Annotated in this window: 16 protein-coding genes; 11 read left to right on the forward strand and 5 right to left on the reverse strand. The window is 64.0% G+C overall.

Translation table 11 applies throughout. The features are described 5' to 3' along the window. From NVV79_RS08605 to NVV79_RS08625, 5 genes are read left to right on the forward strand one after another with little or no spacing between them, the layout of a single operon-like run. Positions 1–885, forward strand: coding sequence for a hypothetical protein (locus NVV79_RS08605; protein WP_303988090.1), 885 nt, complete (start codon positions 1–3; stop codon positions 883–885). A 16-nt stretch (positions 886–901) separates the two neighbouring features. Beyond that, a complete protein-coding gene (locus NVV79_RS08610; RefSeq protein ID WP_303988091.1) occupies positions 902–1,690 on the forward strand; it encodes an enoyl-CoA hydratase/isomerase family protein in 789 nt (262 codons plus the stop codon). Beyond that, positions 1,690–2,952 carry a CaiB/BaiF CoA-transferase family protein gene (locus tag NVV79_RS08615; RefSeq protein WP_303988092.1) on the forward strand — a complete coding sequence of 421 codons (1,263 nt, stop codon included), beginning with the start codon at positions 1,690–1,692 and terminating at the stop codon, positions 2,950–2,952. Before NVV79_RS08610 ends, NVV79_RS08615 begins: the two co-directional genes overlap by 1 nt. Then, positions 2,952–3,719 carry a glucose 1-dehydrogenase gene (locus tag NVV79_RS08620; RefSeq protein WP_303988093.1) on the forward strand — a complete coding sequence of 256 codons (768 nt, stop codon included), beginning with the start codon at positions 2,952–2,954 and terminating at the stop codon, positions 3,717–3,719. The genes NVV79_RS08615 and NVV79_RS08620 overlap by 1 nt, the downstream gene beginning before the upstream one ends. 48 nt (positions 3,720–3,767) lie before the next feature. Further along, positions 3,768–4,514 carry an SDR family NAD(P)-dependent oxidoreductase gene (locus tag NVV79_RS08625; protein ID WP_303988094.1) on the forward strand — a complete coding sequence of 249 codons (747 nt, stop codon included), beginning with the start codon at positions 3,768–3,770 and terminating at the stop codon, positions 4,512–4,514. 49 nt (positions 4,515–4,563) lie between these two features. Here the strand turns inward: NVV79_RS08625 and NVV79_RS08630 are convergent, their stop codons facing one another. Together NVV79_RS08630 and NVV79_RS08635 are read right to left on the reverse strand one after the other, a co-directional pair. After that, entirely contained in the window at positions 4,564–6,834 is a 2,271-nt protein-coding gene (locus NVV79_RS08630) for an NADP-dependent malic enzyme (RefSeq protein WP_303988095.1), read from the reverse strand. A gap of 254 nt (positions 6,835–7,088) precedes the next feature. Continuing rightward, the gene (locus NVV79_RS08635) at positions 7,089–7,766 is read right to left on the reverse strand and encodes a gamma-glutamyl-gamma-aminobutyrate hydrolase family protein (RefSeq protein WP_303988096.1); all 678 of its coding nucleotides are present in this window, start codon (positions 7,764–7,766) and stop codon (positions 7,089–7,091) included. Between the two features lie 226 nt (positions 7,767–7,992). Between NVV79_RS08635 and NVV79_RS08640 the strand changes: the two genes are divergently transcribed. The 6 genes from NVV79_RS08640 (at position 7,993) to NVV79_RS08665 (ending at position 15,187) form a co-directional block, all read left to right on the forward strand. Further along, a complete protein-coding gene (locus NVV79_RS08640; RefSeq protein ID WP_303988097.1) occupies positions 7,993–8,928 on the forward strand; it encodes an N-formylglutamate amidohydrolase in 936 nt (311 codons plus the stop codon). Further along, positions 8,921–10,519, forward strand: a complete 1,599-nt coding sequence (locus tag NVV79_RS08645) for an ABC transporter substrate-binding protein (protein ID WP_303988098.1) — start codon at positions 8,921–8,923, stop codon at positions 10,517–10,519. Before NVV79_RS08640 ends, NVV79_RS08645 begins: the two co-directional genes overlap by 8 nt. Before the next feature lie 91 nt (positions 10,520–10,610). Continuing rightward, positions 10,611–11,576 (forward strand): ABC transporter permease, encoded by a 966-nt coding sequence (locus tag NVV79_RS08650; protein ID WP_303988099.1) that lies wholly within the window; start codon positions 10,611–10,613, stop codon positions 11,574–11,576. 8 nt (positions 11,577–11,584) lie between these two features. After that, complete coding sequence (locus tag NVV79_RS08655; protein ID WP_303988100.1) at positions 11,585–12,475, forward strand: ABC transporter permease; 891 nt, start codon at positions 11,585–11,587, stop codon at positions 12,473–12,475. Positions 12,476–12,477: 2 nt separating this feature from the next. Next, entirely contained in the window at positions 12,478–14,151 is a 1,674-nt protein-coding gene (locus NVV79_RS08660) for an ABC transporter ATP-binding protein (RefSeq protein ID WP_303988101.1), read from the forward strand. 31 nt (positions 14,152–14,182) lie between these two features. Next, positions 14,183–15,187 (forward strand): LysR family transcriptional regulator, encoded by a 1,005-nt coding sequence (locus tag NVV79_RS08665; RefSeq protein ID WP_303988102.1) that lies wholly within the window; start codon positions 14,183–14,185, stop codon positions 15,185–15,187. A 9-nt stretch (positions 15,188–15,196) separates the two neighbouring features. On the opposite strand, the gene NVV79_RS08670 is transcribed toward NVV79_RS08665, so the two are convergent. Genes NVV79_RS08670 through NVV79_RS08680 form a run of 3 tightly spaced genes read right to left on the reverse strand, consistent with a single transcriptional unit; the run spans position 15,197 to position 18,255 of the window. Continuing rightward, the gene (locus NVV79_RS08670) at positions 15,197–15,811 is read right to left on the reverse strand and encodes a flavin reductase family protein (protein WP_303988103.1); all 615 of its coding nucleotides are present in this window, start codon (positions 15,809–15,811) and stop codon (positions 15,197–15,199) included. Between the two features lie 22 nt (positions 15,812–15,833). Beyond that, positions 15,834–16,739, reverse strand: coding sequence for a 2-hydroxyacid dehydrogenase (locus NVV79_RS08675; RefSeq protein ID WP_303988104.1), 906 nt, complete (start codon positions 16,737–16,739; stop codon positions 15,834–15,836). After that, a complete protein-coding gene (locus NVV79_RS08680) occupies positions 16,729–18,255 on the reverse strand; it encodes a tripartite tricarboxylate transporter permease (protein WP_303988105.1) in 1,527 nt (508 codons plus the stop codon). Before NVV79_RS08680 ends, NVV79_RS08675 begins: the two co-directional genes overlap by 11 nt. Between the last annotated feature and the right edge of the window lie 3 nt (positions 18,256–18,258).

Here is an 18,258-nt window from a genome sequence, read left to right on the forward strand (position 1 = left end):
ATGGCCATTGTCACGATAGAAAGCAACGCGCTGCAGGTCGAGGTCGATCCGGATTTCGGCGCCCGCGTCGTCAGCCTCATCGACCGCCGTTCCGGCCGGGACTGGATGGCCAAGGGGCCGCAGAGTTCGCAGATCGGCGAGGACGCCGTCTATGCTGCTGACGAGGCGGTGGGCTGGGACGAATGTTTCCCTACCGTTGCGCCCTGGGACGCGAGCGAAACGGCGCATGGCCGCCGGCTGCGCGACCACGGCGACCTCTGGGGCCGACCTTTTGCCATCGAGGCGCAGGCAACTGACAGCCTGGCGCTGAGCCGGACCGCCGGCGGCTTCCGCTTCGCGCGGCGGCTGAGCGTGCGGGATGGCGTGCTGACTGCCGACTACACGGTCGACAATGTCGGCGCCGTGGCGCTGCCCTATATGTGGGCGCTGCATGGCCTGCTCGCGGTGACGCCGGAAGATCGTATCGTGCTTGGCGTCGATGCCGTTTCGGCCACTTACCTTTCCCGCGACGGCAAGACCATCGTCCCGCCGCAACTGGCCTGGCCCGGGCCTGACCCGGTGCTCGGTTTGCCGCTGGATGTGGTGCATCCGGCCGCCATGCAGTTCGCCGGCAAGCTCTATGCCAGCGCGGTTCCCGGTGCTCGCGCCTCGGTGAGCGGCCCGCGCGGTGCCATCGATATCGCCTGGGACGGGGTCGCCCATCTGGGCATCTGGCTCAACTATGGCGGCTGGCCGGTGCCCGGCAACGGCCATCACATCGCGCTCGAACCCACCACCGCGCCGGTCGATCATCTCGGCCAGGCGCTGGAGCAGGGCAGCGCGGCGACACTCGCACCCGGCGCCAGCGCGCGCTGGACGATTACCATGACGCTCTGCGCCTCCTAGTTACGGACCCCAAACGATGACCGAAGAACCCCATATCCTCTACAATGTCGACAACGGCATCGCCCATATGGTGATGAACCGCCCCAACAAGCTCAACGCCATCACGGCGGCGATGGGCGGCGAGTTCGTGCGTATCTGCCGCGAGGTCGACTATCGCGACGATATCAAGGTGCTGGTGATCTCGGGTGCCGGCGAGCGCGCCTTCTCGGCCGGTAGTGACGTCACTGCGCTCGATGACCTGGGCGGGCCGTGGGAGCAGCGCAACCGCGCAGAATATGATCGCGACTATATCGCGCCGCTCCTCAAGCTGCGCAAACCCTCCATCGCCATGATCGATGGCTACTGCCTCGGCGGGGGGCTCGAAGTGGCCATGAGCTGCGATATTCGCGTGGCGACGGACCGCTCGCGCTTCGGCGCGCCGGAAGTGCAGCGCGGCTGGCATGCCGGCTCGGGCAACACGTCCATCCTGCCGCGCCTGATCGGCTACGGCAATGCGGCGCGCTGGATCCTGACGGGCGAGATATTCCCGGCTGCCGAGGCGCATCGCGTTGGTTTCGTGCAGGACCTCGTGCCGGTCGAAGAACTCGAGGCCCGGACCATGGCGATCGCTGCAAGGCTAGCCAAGAACCCGCCCATCGCCGTGCAGTCGGCCAAGAACATCATCAAGCAGAGCCAGGGCACGTCCATCGCCCAGGGTCTCGCCTGGGAGAATGACGGCTATACGCTCTGCATGTCCACCGAGGATGCCGCCGAAGGCATCAGGGCCTTCAGCGAGAAGCGCGAACCGGTATTCCGGGGGCGTTGATGAACCAGATCCAACCCAATATGAGCGGCAAAACCATGTCCAGTACCGGCCCCCTGGCGGGCCTTCGCGTCCTCGATCTCACCATTGCCCTGGCCGGCCCCATGTGCACGCAGCGCATGGGCGAAATGGGCGCCGATATCGTCAAGATCGAAGCGCCCGGCGGGGGCGATTTCTCGCGCTATTCCACCATGGCGGGCATCACCAGGTTCGGCGATGCGACGACCTTCGTGACCCTCAACCGCAACAAGCGCTCACTGATCCTCGACCTCAAATCCGATGCCGGGCGTGAGGTGCTGTATCGCATGGTCAAGGATGCGGACGTGCTGGTGCAGAATTTCCGGCCGCGCGTCGCCAGCAGGCTGGGCATCGATTATGCGACCCTGAGCGCCATCAATCCGCGGCTGGTCTATGGCTCGATCAGCGGCTATGGCGAGGATGGGCCGCTGAAGGACCGGCCGGGGCAGGACCTGCTGCTGCAGAGCTTTTCCGGCCTGACCATGAATGCCGGCCGTTCCAGCGAACTGCCGCATCCTTCGCCGCTCTATATGGTCGACGTCTCGGCCTCCCATCACCTGACCGAGGGTGTGCTGGCCGCTCTGGTCGCTCGCGCCACGACTGGACGCGGCCAGGAAATCAAGGTCACCATGGTCTCGGCGATCATGGAGATGCAGGTGCAGGAACTGACCTCGTTTATGGCGGCAGAGGCGCCGCCGACCCGTTCGGGGAGCCCGCAGGCCTCGATCTATATGGAGCCGCCCTATGGCATCTATCAGTGCGCAGATGCCCATATTGCGCTGGCGCAGGTCGATCTCGATCTTCTCGGCGACGTCATCGGCGTACCGGTGCTGAAGACGCTCAAGGCGTCGCGACCGCCGCAGAAGGACAGCGCGGCGCTGATGCAATGGCGCGACGCCATCTACGACGCCGTTGCCGCGCGCCTGCGCGAAGACACCGTCGCGCATTGGGACGAGCTGCTCACCGAGCATGGCCTGTGGTGCGGCCCGGTCAACGACTATGCGACATTCCTCGCTCATCCGCAGACCCAGCGCTATCTGACGACTATGACGCATTCGAAGGGCGGTGAATATCGGACGGTGGCGCCGGCCATCCGCTTCTCGGAGGATCCCGATCCGTCGCTGCGCGGCTCGCCGCGCTATGGTGAACACAGCCGCGAGGTCTTGCTCGAAGCCGGCTTCAGCATTGCCGAAGTGGACAAGCTCTTCGCGGACCGCGTGGCGGTTTCGCCAACGGCAGACGCATAATGGGCGGACGGTTGGAGAACGGCCATGTCTTCGTCACTGGCGGCAGCCGGGGGATCGGCGCGGCTATCGTCGAAAAGGCGCTGGCCGAAGGGGCGAGCGTCACCATGGTCGATCTCGACCGCGCGGCCGGCGAGGCTTTCGTCGCCGGACTTGCCGATCGCGATCGGGTGCATTTCGAGGCCGGCGATATCCGCCGCATCGCGGACATTTCGCGCGTGCATGACGCGGGCGTCAAAAAGTTCGGCGCGGTGACGGGCCTCGTCAACAATGCCGGCCGCAATTCCAATGCCGACCCGGTGGCGATGACCGAGGCGGAATGGGACGATGTGTTTTCGGTCGATCTCAAGGCCGCCTGGCTCTGCGCCAAGGTGATGCTGCCGGCCATGCTGGAGGCCAAGGCCGGGTCGATCGTCAATATCGCCTCGGTCCATGCCGACCATACCTTTCCCGGCTATTTTCCCTACGCGGCCGCGAAGTCCGGTCTTGTGGGCCTCACCCGGTCCCTGGCGCTGGAAGTCGGGCCGCGGCAGGTCCGCGTCAACGCCATCTCGCCCGGCTGGACCGAAACCAAGCTCGTAGCCGAATATCTTGCCACCCAGCCGCCGGAGATGCGCCAGCAGGTGCTCGACGTGCATCCCATGGCCCGCATCGCCAGGCCGTCCGAGATCGCCAATTGCGTCGTCTTCCTGCTTTCGGACGAGGCGTCTTTTGTCACCGGCGCGAACTGGCGGGTTGATGGCGGCCTTGGCGCTCGCTTTGCCGGCTGAGTAAGTTGAACGGATCGGCGTGCGCCGTCCGCATCATGGGAAAAACACATGAACAAGATCGACCTGCAAGACCAGACCGCCGTCATCACCGGGGGCGCCCAGGGCCTGGGCTTCGCCATGGCTCATCGTATCCTGCAATCGGGGGCGAAGGTCAGCCTCTGGGATCGCGATGGTGCCATGCTGGATCAGGCCGTCGCTGCGCTCGGTCAGGGCGCTTCCAGCAAGGTCGTAGACATTACCGACCTTGATGGTCTGGCGAGGGTTCATGCGGAGGTCGAGGCGGAGCTGGGTCCGGTCTCGATCCTGGTCAATTCGGCCGGCATTGCCGGCAGCAATACCAGCCTTGACCAGTATGATCCGGACGAATGGCGCCGGGTCATCGAGGTCAATCTCAATGGCACCTTCTACGTCAACAAGGTGGTCGTGCCTTCGATGAAGGCGAACAATTACGGCCGCATCGTCAACATCGCCTCGGTGGCCGGCAAGGAGGGCAATCCGAACCTGTCCGCCTATTCCGCCGCCAAGGCCGGCGTCATCGGCCTGACCAAGTCACTCGGCAAGGAACTGGCGGGATATGACATCGCGGTCAACGCCATCACGCCCGCCACGGCCAAGACCCGGATTCTCGACACCCTTACCGAGGAATTCATCAACTACATGCTGGTCCGCATTCCGCGCGGCCGGTTCCTCGATGTCGAAGAGGCCGCGGCCATGGTCGCCTGGCTGGTTTCCAAAGAAAACAGCTTCACCACCGCCTCGGTTTTCGACCTGTCTGGCGGGCGCTGCACCTACTGACCATGCGCGGCGAACAGGCCTGGCGCTACCGCCGGCCCGTTCGTAATGGTCACCCGCCGATGGCCTCATTGGCCGCGATTGTCGCCATGTTGATGATGCCGCGGCTGGTGACTGACGGCGCCAGGATATGCGCCGGCTGGCGGGTGCCCATCAGGATCGGCCCTACGGGCAGCGCGTTGTTGAGTTCCTTGAGCAGGGTCACCGACAGATTGGCTGCTTCCAGATTGGGGAAGATCAGCAGGTTCGCCTCGCCCTTCAGCACCGAATTGGGCACATAGCGCTCGCGCAGGCTTTCGTTGATCGCCAGGTCGCCCTGCATTTCGCCATCGACGACGAGATCGGGCGCCACATGCTTGAGCGTCTCGTAGACGACGCGCATTTTCTCGCTGGTCGTCCCGTCGCGCGAGCCGAAATTGGAATAGCTCAGCAGGGCTGCCTTGGCCTCGATGTTGAAGCGCTTGAGGTGGTTATGCGCCTGCAGCGTGATGGCGACGATTTCCTCGGCCGTCGGGTCGATATTGACATAGGTATCGGCGAGGAAGAACACGCCGCGGTTCATCACCAGCATGGAGAGGGCGGATAACTGCCTTGAATCGGCGGCCAGCCCGATCACCGACTGGATGTCGCGCGCATGCTTGATGAAGCGCCCCTGCAAGCCGCAGATCAGCGCATCGGCCTCGCCACGCCGCACCGCCAGCGCCCCGATGACCGTGGTATTGGTGCGCACGATGGTACGCGCCGTATCCGGCGTCACGCCCTTGCGCCCGACCAGTTCATGGAAATCGGCGACATAGTCGCGATAGCGCGGATCGTCCTCGGGATTGACCACGTCGAAGTCCCGCCCCGCCTGCAGCGTCAGCCCGAAGCGCTCGATGCGCTGCTCGATCACCGAAGGCCGGCCGATCAGGATGGAGCGGCCGATATTGTCCTCCAGCATGACCTGGGTGGCGCGCAGCACGCGTTCGTCCTCGCCATCGGCAAAGATGATGCGCTTGTTCTGTCCCTGCGCCCGCTCGATCATCGGCTTCATCACCAGGCCCGAGCGGAACACGAAGCGGTTGAGCGTGTCGCGATAGGCGGCGAAGTCGGTGATCGGGCGCTTGGCAACGCCGGATTCCATCGCCGCCTTGGCCACGGCCGGCGCGATGCGCAGGATCAGCCGCTGGTCGAAGGGGTTGGGGATGAGATAGTCCGGCCCGAAAATGGCCGGCACGCCATGCGCGCTGGCTTCCAGCCCCGGCTCATGCGCCAGCCGGGCGATGGCATGGGCGGCCGCGGCCTTCATTTCCTCGTTGATGACAGTGGCGCCGCAATCCAGCGCACCGCGGAACAGGAAGGGGAAGCAGAGGACGTTGTTGACCTGGTTGGGATAGTCCGAGCGCCCGGTGCAGATCATGGCATCGGGACGCGCTTCGCGCGCCAGCTCGGGCATGATCTCGGGAATGGGGTTGGAGAGGGCCAGGATCAGCGGATTCTCCGCCATATCCTTCAACATCTCGGGCTTGAGCGCACCGGCCTTGGAGAGCCCGACATAGATATCGGCGCCGGCCATGACCTCGCTCAGCTCGGTCTTGTCACTGGCCTGTGCGAAGGCGCCGCGCCAGCGATCGACGCTATTGTCGCGCTTTTTGGTCACCAGCCCCTTGGAATCGGCGATCCAGATATTCTCGCGCTTGGCCCCCACCGCGATCAGCATGTTCATGCAGGCAATGGCGGCGGCCCCGGCGCCTGACGTGACGATCTTGGCTTTGGCGATATCCTTGCTCACCAGTTGCATGGCATTGAGCACCGCGGCGGCCACGATGATGGCGGTGCCATGCTGGTCGTCATGGAAGACGGGGATGTTCATGCGCTCGCGCAGGGCCTCCTCGATCTCGAAGCATTCCGGCGCCTTGATGTCCTCGAGATTGATGCCGCCGAAGCTCGGCTCGAGCGGCGCGACGATCTCGATGAAGCGCTGGGGGTCCTGCTCGTTGACCTCGATATCGATGGAATCGATGCCGGCGAATTTCTTGAACAGCACCGCCTTGCCTTCCATGACCGGCTTGGATGCCAGCGCGCCGATATTGCCCAGGCCCAGCACGGCAGTGCCGTTGGAGATCACGGCCACCAGGTTTCCCTTGGAGGTATATTTGTAGGCGGCCTGCGGATCGGCGGCGATTTCCTCGCAGGGAATGGCGACACCGGGCGAATAGGCGAGGGACAGGTCGCGGGTATTGGCCAGCGGCTTGGTCGCCACGATTTCGAGTTTCCCGGGCTTGGGAAATTCGTGAAAATGCAAAGCTGCCTCGCGCAGGCTTGCTGCCTTGTCCTCGGCCATGTTGTCCCTCCTCAGCTAGTCACCGGTTGCTTTTCTTGAACCTGCACCCTTTGCGGGGCAGCGGTTCGGTATAGCATTCGAGAGGCCAGAGGCTCCTGAAAATGAGAACCGAAACGGTGGTGGACGCTATACTTTCGGAGTATTCGGGCGCCATTGGACGATAGGCTTGGTCGTCTCCGCAGACGTGGCGCAACGCCATGGGCCGAGGCGATCGGTGCGAGGGTCGGTTTCTGATCGCGGTTGCGGCGAGCTGACTAAAGGCCGCGTGCCTGGGTCACCAGATTGGCGAAAAGCTGCGCCTGGGCGGGCTGGTCGACCAGCTCTTCGGGGTGCCACTGCACGGCAAGGATGCGGTGCGCCTCGGCTTCGTAGCCTTCGACCAGGCCGTCCCGGGTGTGAACCGTTGCCGCAAGGCCCTGGCCCAGCGACCTGATGCCCTGGCGGTGGATGCTGTTCACATCGAAGGGCTCATTGCCGAAAATGTCACCCAGCGCGCTACCCTGCGCCTGCACGCTATGGGCCAGGCCATGGCGCGGCAGGTCCGGGCGGTGAGTGTCCTCCCAGCCCTCTGCGGCCAGGTTCTGAGTCAGTGTGCCGCCGAAATAGACATTGATCATCTGAAAGCCGCGGCAGATTCCGAGGATTGGCAGGCCGCGCGCGAGCGCCTGCTCCATCAGGCCCCATTCCATCGCATCGCGCGGCTCATCGACCGCCTTCCGGATATTGGGGTCCAGCTCCTGCCCGAAGCGCGACGGATGCACTGCCGCGCCGCCACAGAACACGATGCCCTGCGCCTGCTCCGGCAGCACCGGCCCGGGCATGTCGGGGGTCATGACGAGAGCCTCGCCGCCGGCGCGTTCGACCGCCCGAACATAGGGAATGGGATCGGTTGCCGAACCGACCGAGACGACGATGAGCGGGTGCAAGGACATGCCTGTAATCCAAAAGCGCGGCTTCGACCCTTCTCTAGAATCTCCTGCCGGCCAGGTCCACGCTATTGCCCAAGCCGAACCAGCCATCGGCTTCGGTTATGGGGCAGGCCATAGGCCAGCCTTATGGGGGCAGTGGGTCCGTCAATATTCTTTTGCGCCCTGGGCGAAGTCGCTAGCGTGCCCGGAAATCGCGGCAATAGCGGCGTATAGCGCGGAGTAGACGGCGTTGAATCCTGATGCTGATGTGATCGATGCGGCGATCACCGACCAGAATGTGACGGTAAACTGGAATGCAGACTGCACGGTGCCGCTGCTGCTGTCCTTCCCGCATAGCGGGACGCGCTATCCCGATGATTTCGGCTATGCGCCTGGCCTGGCCTTCAACGTCATCGACTACCCCTCGGACAGGTATGTCGATGAGCTGTTCGCGCATGCCGATGTGCTTGGGCTGAGTTCCATCCGGGCGAATTTTCCGCGCGCCTATATCGATGTGAACCGCCATCAGCACGATATCGACCGGGCCATGCTGGAGGAGCCGGAACGCTGGTATGGCCGGCTTCAGCCTACCGCCGTGCTCAATGGCACCACGCTGTTCTGGTCCAGGGCCAAGGAAACCGACATCTACGACCGCAAGCTCAGCCATGCCGAGGCCAAGCGGCGGCTGGCGACGTGTCATGTGGTCTATCATCAGGCGCTGACGACGATGGTCGAGGCCCTGCGGCGCCGCTTCGGCTCGAGCGTGGTCATCGATTGCCACTCGATGATGCAGTTCGACACCAAGGCGCAGGGCGGCCGGGCCCGTCCCGAAGTCGATATCGGCACCCGCCACGGCGAATCCTGCGATCCGGCCCTGGCGCAAAAGCTTCTGGAATGCTTCGAACGGCGCGGCTACGACGTCGGCCTCAATCGGCGCTTTGCGGGCGGGGAGATCACGCTTCGCTATGGCTGGCCGGAAATCAACCAGCATTTGATCCAGATCGAGTTGCGGCGCGACCTCTACATGGATGAGGAGACGCGCCTCAGGAATGACCGTTTTGAAGCGGTCAAACAGGACTGCGCGGACATCCTGACGGAGTTCAAGCAGTTCATCGAAAATCAGCAAGGTGGCCACAAGACCACCCAGGATCGGGAACATCAGGAAATGGAAAACTCCAATGGGTAGATCATTCGTTACAGCGCTTCTGCTGGCGTCGTGCAGCGCCTTCGTCGTCAGCCCGGCTTCGGCCGAAACACTCCGCATGGCCTATGGCACCGCTCCGGTCAGTGCGGATCCGTATCCCTATAGCGACACGCAGACCGGCTCGCTGGCCGAGCATGTCTTCGAGATGCTGGTGGGACTCGATGATGCGCCGCTGCTGGCGACCGAGTGGGAGTGGGATAGCCCGACCTCGATGGTCTTCAAGCTGCGCGAGGGCGTGAACTTTTCCAACGGCGCCCCGTTCGTGGCGCGGGACGTGGTCTACAGCATGTGCCGCATGATGTATCGCGTCGATGGCCGGGCCAATGTCGTGACCTCGGCGCTCGGCCCGGTCACCAATGTCGTTGCCGTGGATGATCACACGGTGCGCTTCGAGACCACCGCACCCTATCCGATCATCACCCAGAAGCTCAAATTCCTCAAAATCCTGTCGGCGGAAGCCGCCGGTGTCGAAGGCGATATCACCTTCGATCAGGATGGCGATTGCGGCCTTGTCGATGCCTATCCGAGCCAGGCCGATTTCGACACCGGTTCGGCCGCCATCGGCACCGGTCCCTATATCTACGAAAGCTTCCAGTCGACGGGCGATGCAGACCTCGTCCGCAACGAGAATTACTGGGGTGAATTGCCCGAATGGGATCGGGTCGAAATCCGTTCGGTGCCCAATAACGGTGCCCGTATCGCGGGCCTGCTCGCCGGTGACTATGACATTGTCGAACGGCCCAGCGCCGAGGACCTTCAGGTCATCGAACGCGACGAGAATTTCGACTTCAGCACCGTGCCGGGCCTGCAGACGATGTTCATCGTTCTCGATACCAGCGCCGATGGCGCGGGCGGCGTGACCGCTGCCGACGGGTCCAATCCCCTGGCTGATACCCGCGTCCGCCAGGCGCTCTCCATGGCGATCGACCGCAATGCCATCACCGAACGTCTGTTCGCCGGCAATGCCACACCCGCCAGCCAGTTCGCGCCCAGCTATATGCCCGGCGCCCCGGCAATGCCCGACCTGGTGACCGATCTCGACCAGGCAAAGGCCCTGCTGGCCGAGGCCGGCTATGCCGATGGCTTCGCGCTCGAACTGAACGTTCCCGCGGACCGCTATACCAATGGTCCGCTTGTCGCCCAGGCCATCACGCAATATTGGACGCGTCTGGGTGTCGATGTCACCCTGCGCACCGAGCCCTGGTCCGTGTTCCAGACCCGGCGCACCGAAGGGGAAATGGGTGCCTTCATGTATGGCTGGGGCCATCCGCAGGGGGCCGCCCAGTTGATCTCGGGCGCCTTTGCGCAGCGCAATGACGATCTCGGTCTGGGTGCGGCCAACTTCTCCAACTACAACAGCCCCGCATTCGAAGAGGCCATGCAGGCCTGGGCCGTGGAAGTGGATCCTGCCCGTTCCCAGGAGCTGGTCGCCGAGGCGATGAAGCAGGCCGTTGCCGACATGCCGGGCATCCCGCTCTACTATAACCACGAGCTCTGGGCGCATCGTGCCGATATCGAGCTGGTCGGCGGCGCCGAAGGGCGTACTGTCGCCACCATGGCCCGTTCGAAGTAAACGCAACAGGCGAGCTCGCGGCGGCACCGGCCGCGGGCATGCCGTTTCTGGCCATGAAAGCAACTGCGCCGATGACTGGACTGACCAATCCATGATGAGTTTCGTGCTGCGCCGGCCGGGCCAGAGTGCCATCCTGCTGCTGATCATGTCGGTGCTGGTCTTTGCCGGCATGTATGTCATCAGCGACCCGGTCGCGGTCATGGCCGGCGAGGACGCGACGCAGGCCGACCGCCAGGCGCTGGCCGCTGCCCTCGGCCTCGATCGCCCGCTGCCGGTGCAATATCTCACCTTTCTCGGCAATATCCTTCGCGGCGATTTCGGCACGTCCTTCGTCTATGGGCGCCCGGTGCTCGACCTGATCTTCGAGCGGCTGCCGGCGACGCTGGAAGTGGTGTTCCTGGCCATGGTGCTGGGCCTGGCCTTCGGCATTCCGATGGGCATCTATTCCGGCCTCAACCGCAAGAAGCCGGCGACCAAGCTGATCAGCATGGTCACCACGATCGGTTATTCCATCCCCAATTTCTGGCAGGCCCTGCTGTTCATCCTGATCTTTGCGGTCTGGCTGCGGGTGCTGCCCGCCACCGGGCGTGGGCCGACTACCGAATTCCTCGGCATGCAGCTCTCCCTGCTCAATCCGGAAGGGTTGCGCTACATGCTGCTGCCGGCGGCCAACCTGGGCGTGGCCCTCATCTGCATGCAGACCCGGCTGGCCCGTTCGGGCACCCAGGAGGTCATGTATCAGGACTACATGATGTTCGCCCGGGCCAAGGGCATCGCCCCGCCGCGCCTCATCGGGCGGCATCTGCTGCGCAACATCCTCATACCCATCGTCACCATCACCGCGCTCGAACTGGGCACGCTCATTGCCTTCTCGACAGTGACCGAGACGGTCTTTTCCTGGCCGGGCATCGGCAAACTGCTGCTCGATGCCATCTATCGCTCCGACCGGCCGGTGGTCGTCGCCTACATGATCCTCATCACCCTGATGTTCGTGCTCATCAACCTGGTTGCCGACATCATCTACGCCATTCTCGATCCGCGGATCCGTTACTCATGAGCGCGAGCATGTCCGAACCCGGCCTGCGCCGCCTCGAGCCGTTCCGGGCCATCTTCCGAGGCTATCCGGCGGCCGCGGCCGGCCTGGTCGGCGTCGTCATCTGCGCTCTCATTGCTCTCCTGGCACCCGTGCTGGCGCCGCAGAATCCGTTCAACCAGAACGAACTCGACATCATGAACGGCCTGCTGCCACCCATGGGGGAGATGATGGATGGCAGCGTCAGCCTGCTGGGTACCGATGCGGTGGGCCGCGATATTCTTTCGGCCGTGATGTATGGCATGCGCACCTCGCTGCTGGTCGCTATCCTCTCCGTCAGCATCGGCATGGTCGTCGGCGTGGTGCTCGGCCTGGTCGCGACCATGCGCGGCGGCTGGGTGGACGCCATCATCATGCGCGCCGTCGATCTCACGGTCAGCTTTCCCGGCGTATTGCTGGCGCTGATGCTGCTGGCCGTGTTCGGTTCGGGGGTCGACAAGGTCATCTTTGCCCTGGCCATCGGCATCTGGGCGCAGAACGCCCGTCTGGTGCGTGCGGTGGGTCTTTCCGAAATGAAGAAGGATTATATCGCCGCGGCCCGTATCGGCGGGATCAGCGACCTGCGCATCATGTTTCATTTCCTCCTGCCCAATGCCATCTCGCCCGTGCTGGTCATCCTGCCCATGGCCATATCGGGCGCCATCGTCGCCGAGGCGACCCTGTCCTTCCTCGGCGTCGGCGTTCCCATCACCGAACCCTCGCTGGGCCTGCTGATCTCGAACGGTAATGACTATCTGCTGTCCGGCCGCTGGTGGATCAGCGTTGTGCCCGGCCTGGTGCTCGTGCTGATGGTGCTTTCCATCAATGTCGTCGCCGACCGGCTGCGCGATCATGCCAACCCCTATCTCCAGGCAAAGGGGTGAGCATGGCACTTCTCACCATCACCGATCTCTCGATTGCCTATGGCCTGGCCGACGGCCGCGAGCTTGAGGCGATCAAGGATTTCTCGCTGACGCTCCAGCGCGGACAGATCGTCGGCATTGTCGGCCAGAGCGGCGCCGGAAAATCGACGATCGGCAAGGCCATCCTGGGCCTGCTCGGCGAGAATGCCCGCATCTCTGATGGCGAAATCCTGCTCGGCTCCGAGAACATCGCCCGGTTTTCCGAGCGGCAGTTCGGCGCCATTCGCGGCAAGCGCGTGGGCTATATCTACCAGAATCCCATGACTGCCCTGAACCCGGTATTGTCCGTCGGCGAGCAGCTTATCGAAGCGATCGAGGCCAATACCCACCGGCGCGGCCAGGCCGCGCGCGACCATGCCATCGCCCTGCTGACCAGCGCCGAAGTCAGCCATCCGGAAGAGCGGCTATCGAAATATCCGCACCAGCTCTCGGGCGGCCTGTGCCAGCGCATCGTCTTTGCCATCGCCATTGCGGCCCAACCCGACCTCATCATTGCCGATGAGCCGACGACGGCGCTCGATGTCACCGTGCAGCAGGCGGTGCTGGGTACGCTGAAGCGTCTGGCATTGCAGGAACAGATCGCCATCATCCTCATCACCCATGACATGGGCGTGGTGTCCCAGATGTGCGACGAGGTCTATGTGCTGTCGCGCGGCAGGCTGGTGGAGCATGGCGCGACGGCCCGGATCATCGGCGCACCGCGCGAGCGCTATACGCGGGACCTGATGGCGGCGATTCCCAGCGTCGATGAAAAGCGCCCGCGCTTCGACGTGCTCGACGCCTTCGAGGAAACCCCCGGTCGTCGCCGCGGCATCGACTATCTCAAATCCGGCATTGCCTCCGATGTGGGGCAAACGATCCTGCTCTCCGTCCGCGATCTCTCCAAGACCTTCAAGGGCGAGAAACGTGGCGAGGGCTTCAGGGCGCTGGACCAGGTGAGCTTCGAGGTCATCGCTGGCGAGACCTTCGGGATTGTCGGGGAATCCGGCTCGGGCAAGTCCACCATCGGGCGGGCAATCCTGGGGCTGGTCGAGCCCGATGCCGGCGCGACCATATCTCTTGCCGGCCGCGCCATCGCGTCCGGCGACCGCAAAGGCCTGTCGCAGCGGCTGCAATGCATTTTCCAGGACCCCTATTCCTCGCTGAACCCGCGCATGGATGCGGGCACCAACATCATCTATGGCATCGTCGCCCAGGGTCTGGTGGATCGTAGGAGTGCCAGGGTGCTGGCCGAGGACCTGCTCGAAGTGGTCGGCCTGCCGCGCGCCGCCTCGCGCAAGATGCCGCATGCCTTTTCCGGCGGTGAAAGGCAACGCATCGGCATTGCCCGGGCGCTGGCCTATCGTCCCGAACTGATCTTCTGCGACGAGCCGACATCGGCGCTGGATGTCACGGTCCAGGCCGAAGTGCTCAACCTGCTCAAGGAGTTGCAGGAGAGCCTGGGGCTGACGCTGGTCTTTGTCAGCCACGATCTGGCCGTGGTCCGGCAGATGTGCGACCGCCTGATCGTCATGAAGGCCGGGCAGATCGTCGAGCGCGGATCGGCCGAACAGGTCTTGACCGAACCCGGCGAGCCCTATACGGGCCAATTGCTCGCTGCCATGCCGCGCGTTCTGCGCAGCGCCGAACCTTCGTGACTTCAGGCGGCAGATCGCCTCGGTTTGCCCCGTGAGCACGGAGGACCGCAATATGGCCGGCCTCGCCGGCGCAGGGCAGGTGATGACCCAGGCTCCACCGCGCAATATCCGCCGGCTCAAATATATCGAGGCCTTCTCGGCCGTCATCATGACCGGCTCGATCTCCGCCGCCGCCCGCCAGCTCAACATGTCGCAACCGGCGGTGAGCCAGCTCATCAGCAATCTGGAAAAATCGGTCGGGGTCGCCCTGTTCGTCCGGCGCAACGGCGCGATCTTCCCGACCCAGCGCGCCGAAGCGCTGCATGACGATGCGCGCGACCTGCTGGCCCTGATCGATCGCATCGAGATGCATCTCAAGCCGCGGAACGACAAGCTGCTGTCGCAGATCCGCATTTCGGCGACGATGTCCTTCCTGACCGAGATACTGCCCCTGCTGCTGGGCGAATTGCACAGGCATCACCCCACCGGCAGCTTCGCGGTGAGTTCGAACGCCGTCGATGGGATGACCAATGCCGTGGCCGAGGGCCATGTCGATTTCGCGTTTCATACGCGGCCGCTGGAGCACGCCAATATCGTCAACCTGCTGCAATGCGAAGTGCCGCAGGTCTGCATCATGCGCGCCGACCATCCCCTGGCGCAGTTCGAACGGATCCAGTTGAGCCAGATCAATGGTCACGATGTCATCTGGCCATCGCGCCGCGATCCCTATTTTCAGTATTATCGCGACCTGTTCCGCCGCCACAGGCTGAACTGCCGCACGGCGCTGCAATCGCCGTTTGCCAATTTTTCCATCCGCATGACCGAAGTCCTCAATGCGCTGTCGTTCAACAATGCGCTGATGGCCTCGATCATCTGCCAGACCAACAGCAACATGGTCTGGCGTCCCGTCGAGGGCATCGACGCCAGGACGAAATTCTACCTGTCTTTTCCCGAAGTGCTGTCCGGCACCGAGACGCAGTTGCTGATGCAAACCTGCTTCGCCTCGGTCATATCAGATGCCCTCGCCGAGCTTGAATGGCTGCAGGACCCGGCATAGCCCCATCCGTCACGGATGCGGCAGGTCATCCTGCGGGCGGATCATCGAGAAGGTGCTGACCACCTGGGTATAGTCGCGATAGCCCAGCCGGGCGATCGGGCCGGCGGTGATCACGTCGAACAGGCCATCCTTCAGGCAGTCCGGGGCTATGTGGATGCCCGTCACCTGTCCGATAATGTGGCTGTTGCCGGTTTGCGTGCCATCCAGTGTGACGACAGGGGTGATGCTGACCAGCCTGCATTCCAGGGCCGCCGGCGCCCGCGCGACGCGAGGTGGGCGTACGGTCTGGCTGGGGGCCTTTTCCAGCCCGGCCAGTTCGAATTCGTCCACGCCGAACGGCACGCGGGCCGAGGTCAGGTTCATCGCCTGGGCCAGCGCGCCCGAGGCCATGTTGACCACGAATTCTCCCGTTTGCACGATGTTCGCAGCGGTGTGCTTCAGGCCCTCGCTGGAAAAGCCGACCATGGGCGGCTTGCCGCATATGGCGTTGAAGAAGCTGTAGGGCGCCAGGTTGACGCCGCCTTCTGCATCAATGGTCGAAATCCAGCCGATGGGGCGCGGCGAGACGAGTGAGGTGAATGGATCATGGGGCAGGCCATGACCATCTTCCGGCCGATAAAACATATGAACACCGAATCCGATCGTGTCAGGGCAGGGCAGCGAATTGATGCGAGATCGCGCCGTGCAGGATATCGGCCATCGCTTCGCGTGCTTCCGCGGTGACAGTTGCATAATGGGGCTGGAGAACCACGTTCTCCAGGGCGAAGAAGCGCTCGTCGATACCAGGTTCGTTGCTGAAGACATCGAGCCCGGCGCCGGCAAGGCGACCGGCGGTGAGGGCATCGAGCAGCGCCGCCTCGTCCACGACCGAGCCGCGCGACACATTGATGAGAAAGCCCCGCGGCCCCAACGCGTCGAGCACCGCGCCGTTTACCAGCCCGGCCGTTTCCGGCCCGCCGGAACAGCAGAGCACGAGAATATCCACCTCCCTCGCCAGCGCCTCGGCGCTGGGGTGGAAATCATAGGGCAGGTCCGGCTTGGGGGAACGCGCGGTATAGGCGACGCTCATGCCCAGCCCGGCTGCGCGGCGCGCCACGGCCTTGCCGATCTTGCCCAGCCCGACAATGCCGAGGCGACGGGAGAACACGCGCCTGGCGGGCGTCATGCGCTCGCTGCGCCAGCGCCCGGCGCGCACGAAGCGGTCGGCCTCGGGGATGCGCCGCAGCGCGGCATAGATCAGGCCGATGGCAAAATCAGCCGTATCCTCGGTTACCACGTCAGGGGTGTTCTGCACCGTGATGCCGCGTGCCTCGGCGGCCACCAGGTCGATCAGATCCAGCCCGGTGCCGTTGCAGGCGATCAGCCGCAGATCGGGCAGCGCGTCCATCATTTCGGCGCTGGCGCCGGCCATGCTTGTCGTGACCAGGATGGTGTGCGGCAGGCGTTCGGCCGGCTCGGGTTTGCGCTGCAGCAGCGTGAAATCGGCCGCGAGCCGGCGCTCGAGTTCGGGCGGAATGGGCGCGACGACGAGGAGTTCCCGGCTAGAGCTCAAGGCTGGCCTCCTCGACCTTGCGGGTGCCCGAACGCACATGCTGGATGACGCTCTTGGCCGAGAGGATGAGCATCACCAGGGTGATGACCAGCAGGACGGCGCTGATGGGGCGTTCCCAGAAGATGGAGAAGGATCCGCGCGACATCAGCAAAGCACGGCCGAAATGCTCTTCCATCATCGGGCCTAGCACGAAGCCGAGCAGGATCGGTGCCGGCGGATAGCCGAACTTGATCATGATGAAGCCCATAAAGCCGAAGAACAGCACGGCGATGACGTCGAACACCTGGAAGTTGATGGCGAAGACACCGATGCAGATGAAGAACAGCATGGTGGGATAGAGCACCTTGTAGGGGATGGTCAGGATGCGCACCCAGACGCCGATCAGCGGGATGTTGAGGATCAGCAGGAAGACATTGCCGATCCAGAAACTGGCCACCAGGCCCCAGAACATGACCGGCTGGTCGACGAGGAAGCGCGGCCCCGGCACGATGCCATGGATCATCATGGCGCCCAGCAGGAAGGCCATCAGGGCGTCACCCGGAATGCCCAGGCTGAGCGTGGGCATAAAGGCGGCCTGCACGGCCGAATTGTTGGCGGCCTCGGGAGCCACGACGCCCTCTATCGCGCCCTTGCCGAAGCGGGACGGGTCCTTGGCGACCTTCTTTTCAGCGGCATAGGCCATGAAGGTGGCGACGGTTGCGCCGGCGCCGGGCAGGGCGCCGATCAGGGCGCCGATGCCGGTGCCGCGCAAGGTCGGCATGACGGAAGCCTTCAGCTCCGCCTTGCTCGGCAGCATGGATTTGAAGGTGACGTGCTTGGCGTCGATCGGCGTGCCGGAATCGCGGCCAATGCTGGAGATGATTTCGGCGACGCCGAACAGGCCCATGGCGATGGCGACCAGGCTCACCCCGTCGCTGAGTTCGAGAATGCCGAAGGTGAAGCGCATGGCGCCCGAGGCGCTGTCGGTCCCGACCGTCCCCAGCGCCAGGCCGACCACGACCATGATCAGGCTCTTGAGCGGCGAGCCGGGCGCGATGGTGGCTGCCGTGATCAGGCCAAGTGCCATGATCATGAAATATTCGGCGGAGGAGAATTTCAGCGCGAAGGCCGCGACGGCCGGCGTGAACAGCATCATCAGCACGATGGCGATCGAGCCGCCGATGAACGAGGTGATCGTCACCATGAACAGGGCGACGCCGGCCTTGCCCTGCTGGGCCATCGGATAACCGTCGAGGCACGTCACAGCGGAGGTGACGGTGCCCGGCACGTTGAGCAGGATGGAAGCGGTCGAGCTGCCATATTGCGCGCCGTAGAAAATGCCCGCGAGCATGATCAGGGCGACGGTCGGATCCATGTAGAAAGTGATGGGCAGGCACAGCGCGACGGCTGCCATGGCGCCCACGCCGGGCAGGACGCCGACGAAGGTGCCGATGGTGACGCCGAAGAAGCAGAACAGCAAGGCGTCGAGCGACAGCGCCCGCTCAAAACCCAGCGCGATATTCGTGAACAGATCCATTTG

This window comes from Devosia ginsengisoli, assembly GCF_024707105.1.
Classification (GTDB): Bacteria; Pseudomonadota; Alphaproteobacteria; order Rhizobiales; family Devosiaceae; genus Devosia; species Devosia ginsengisoli_A.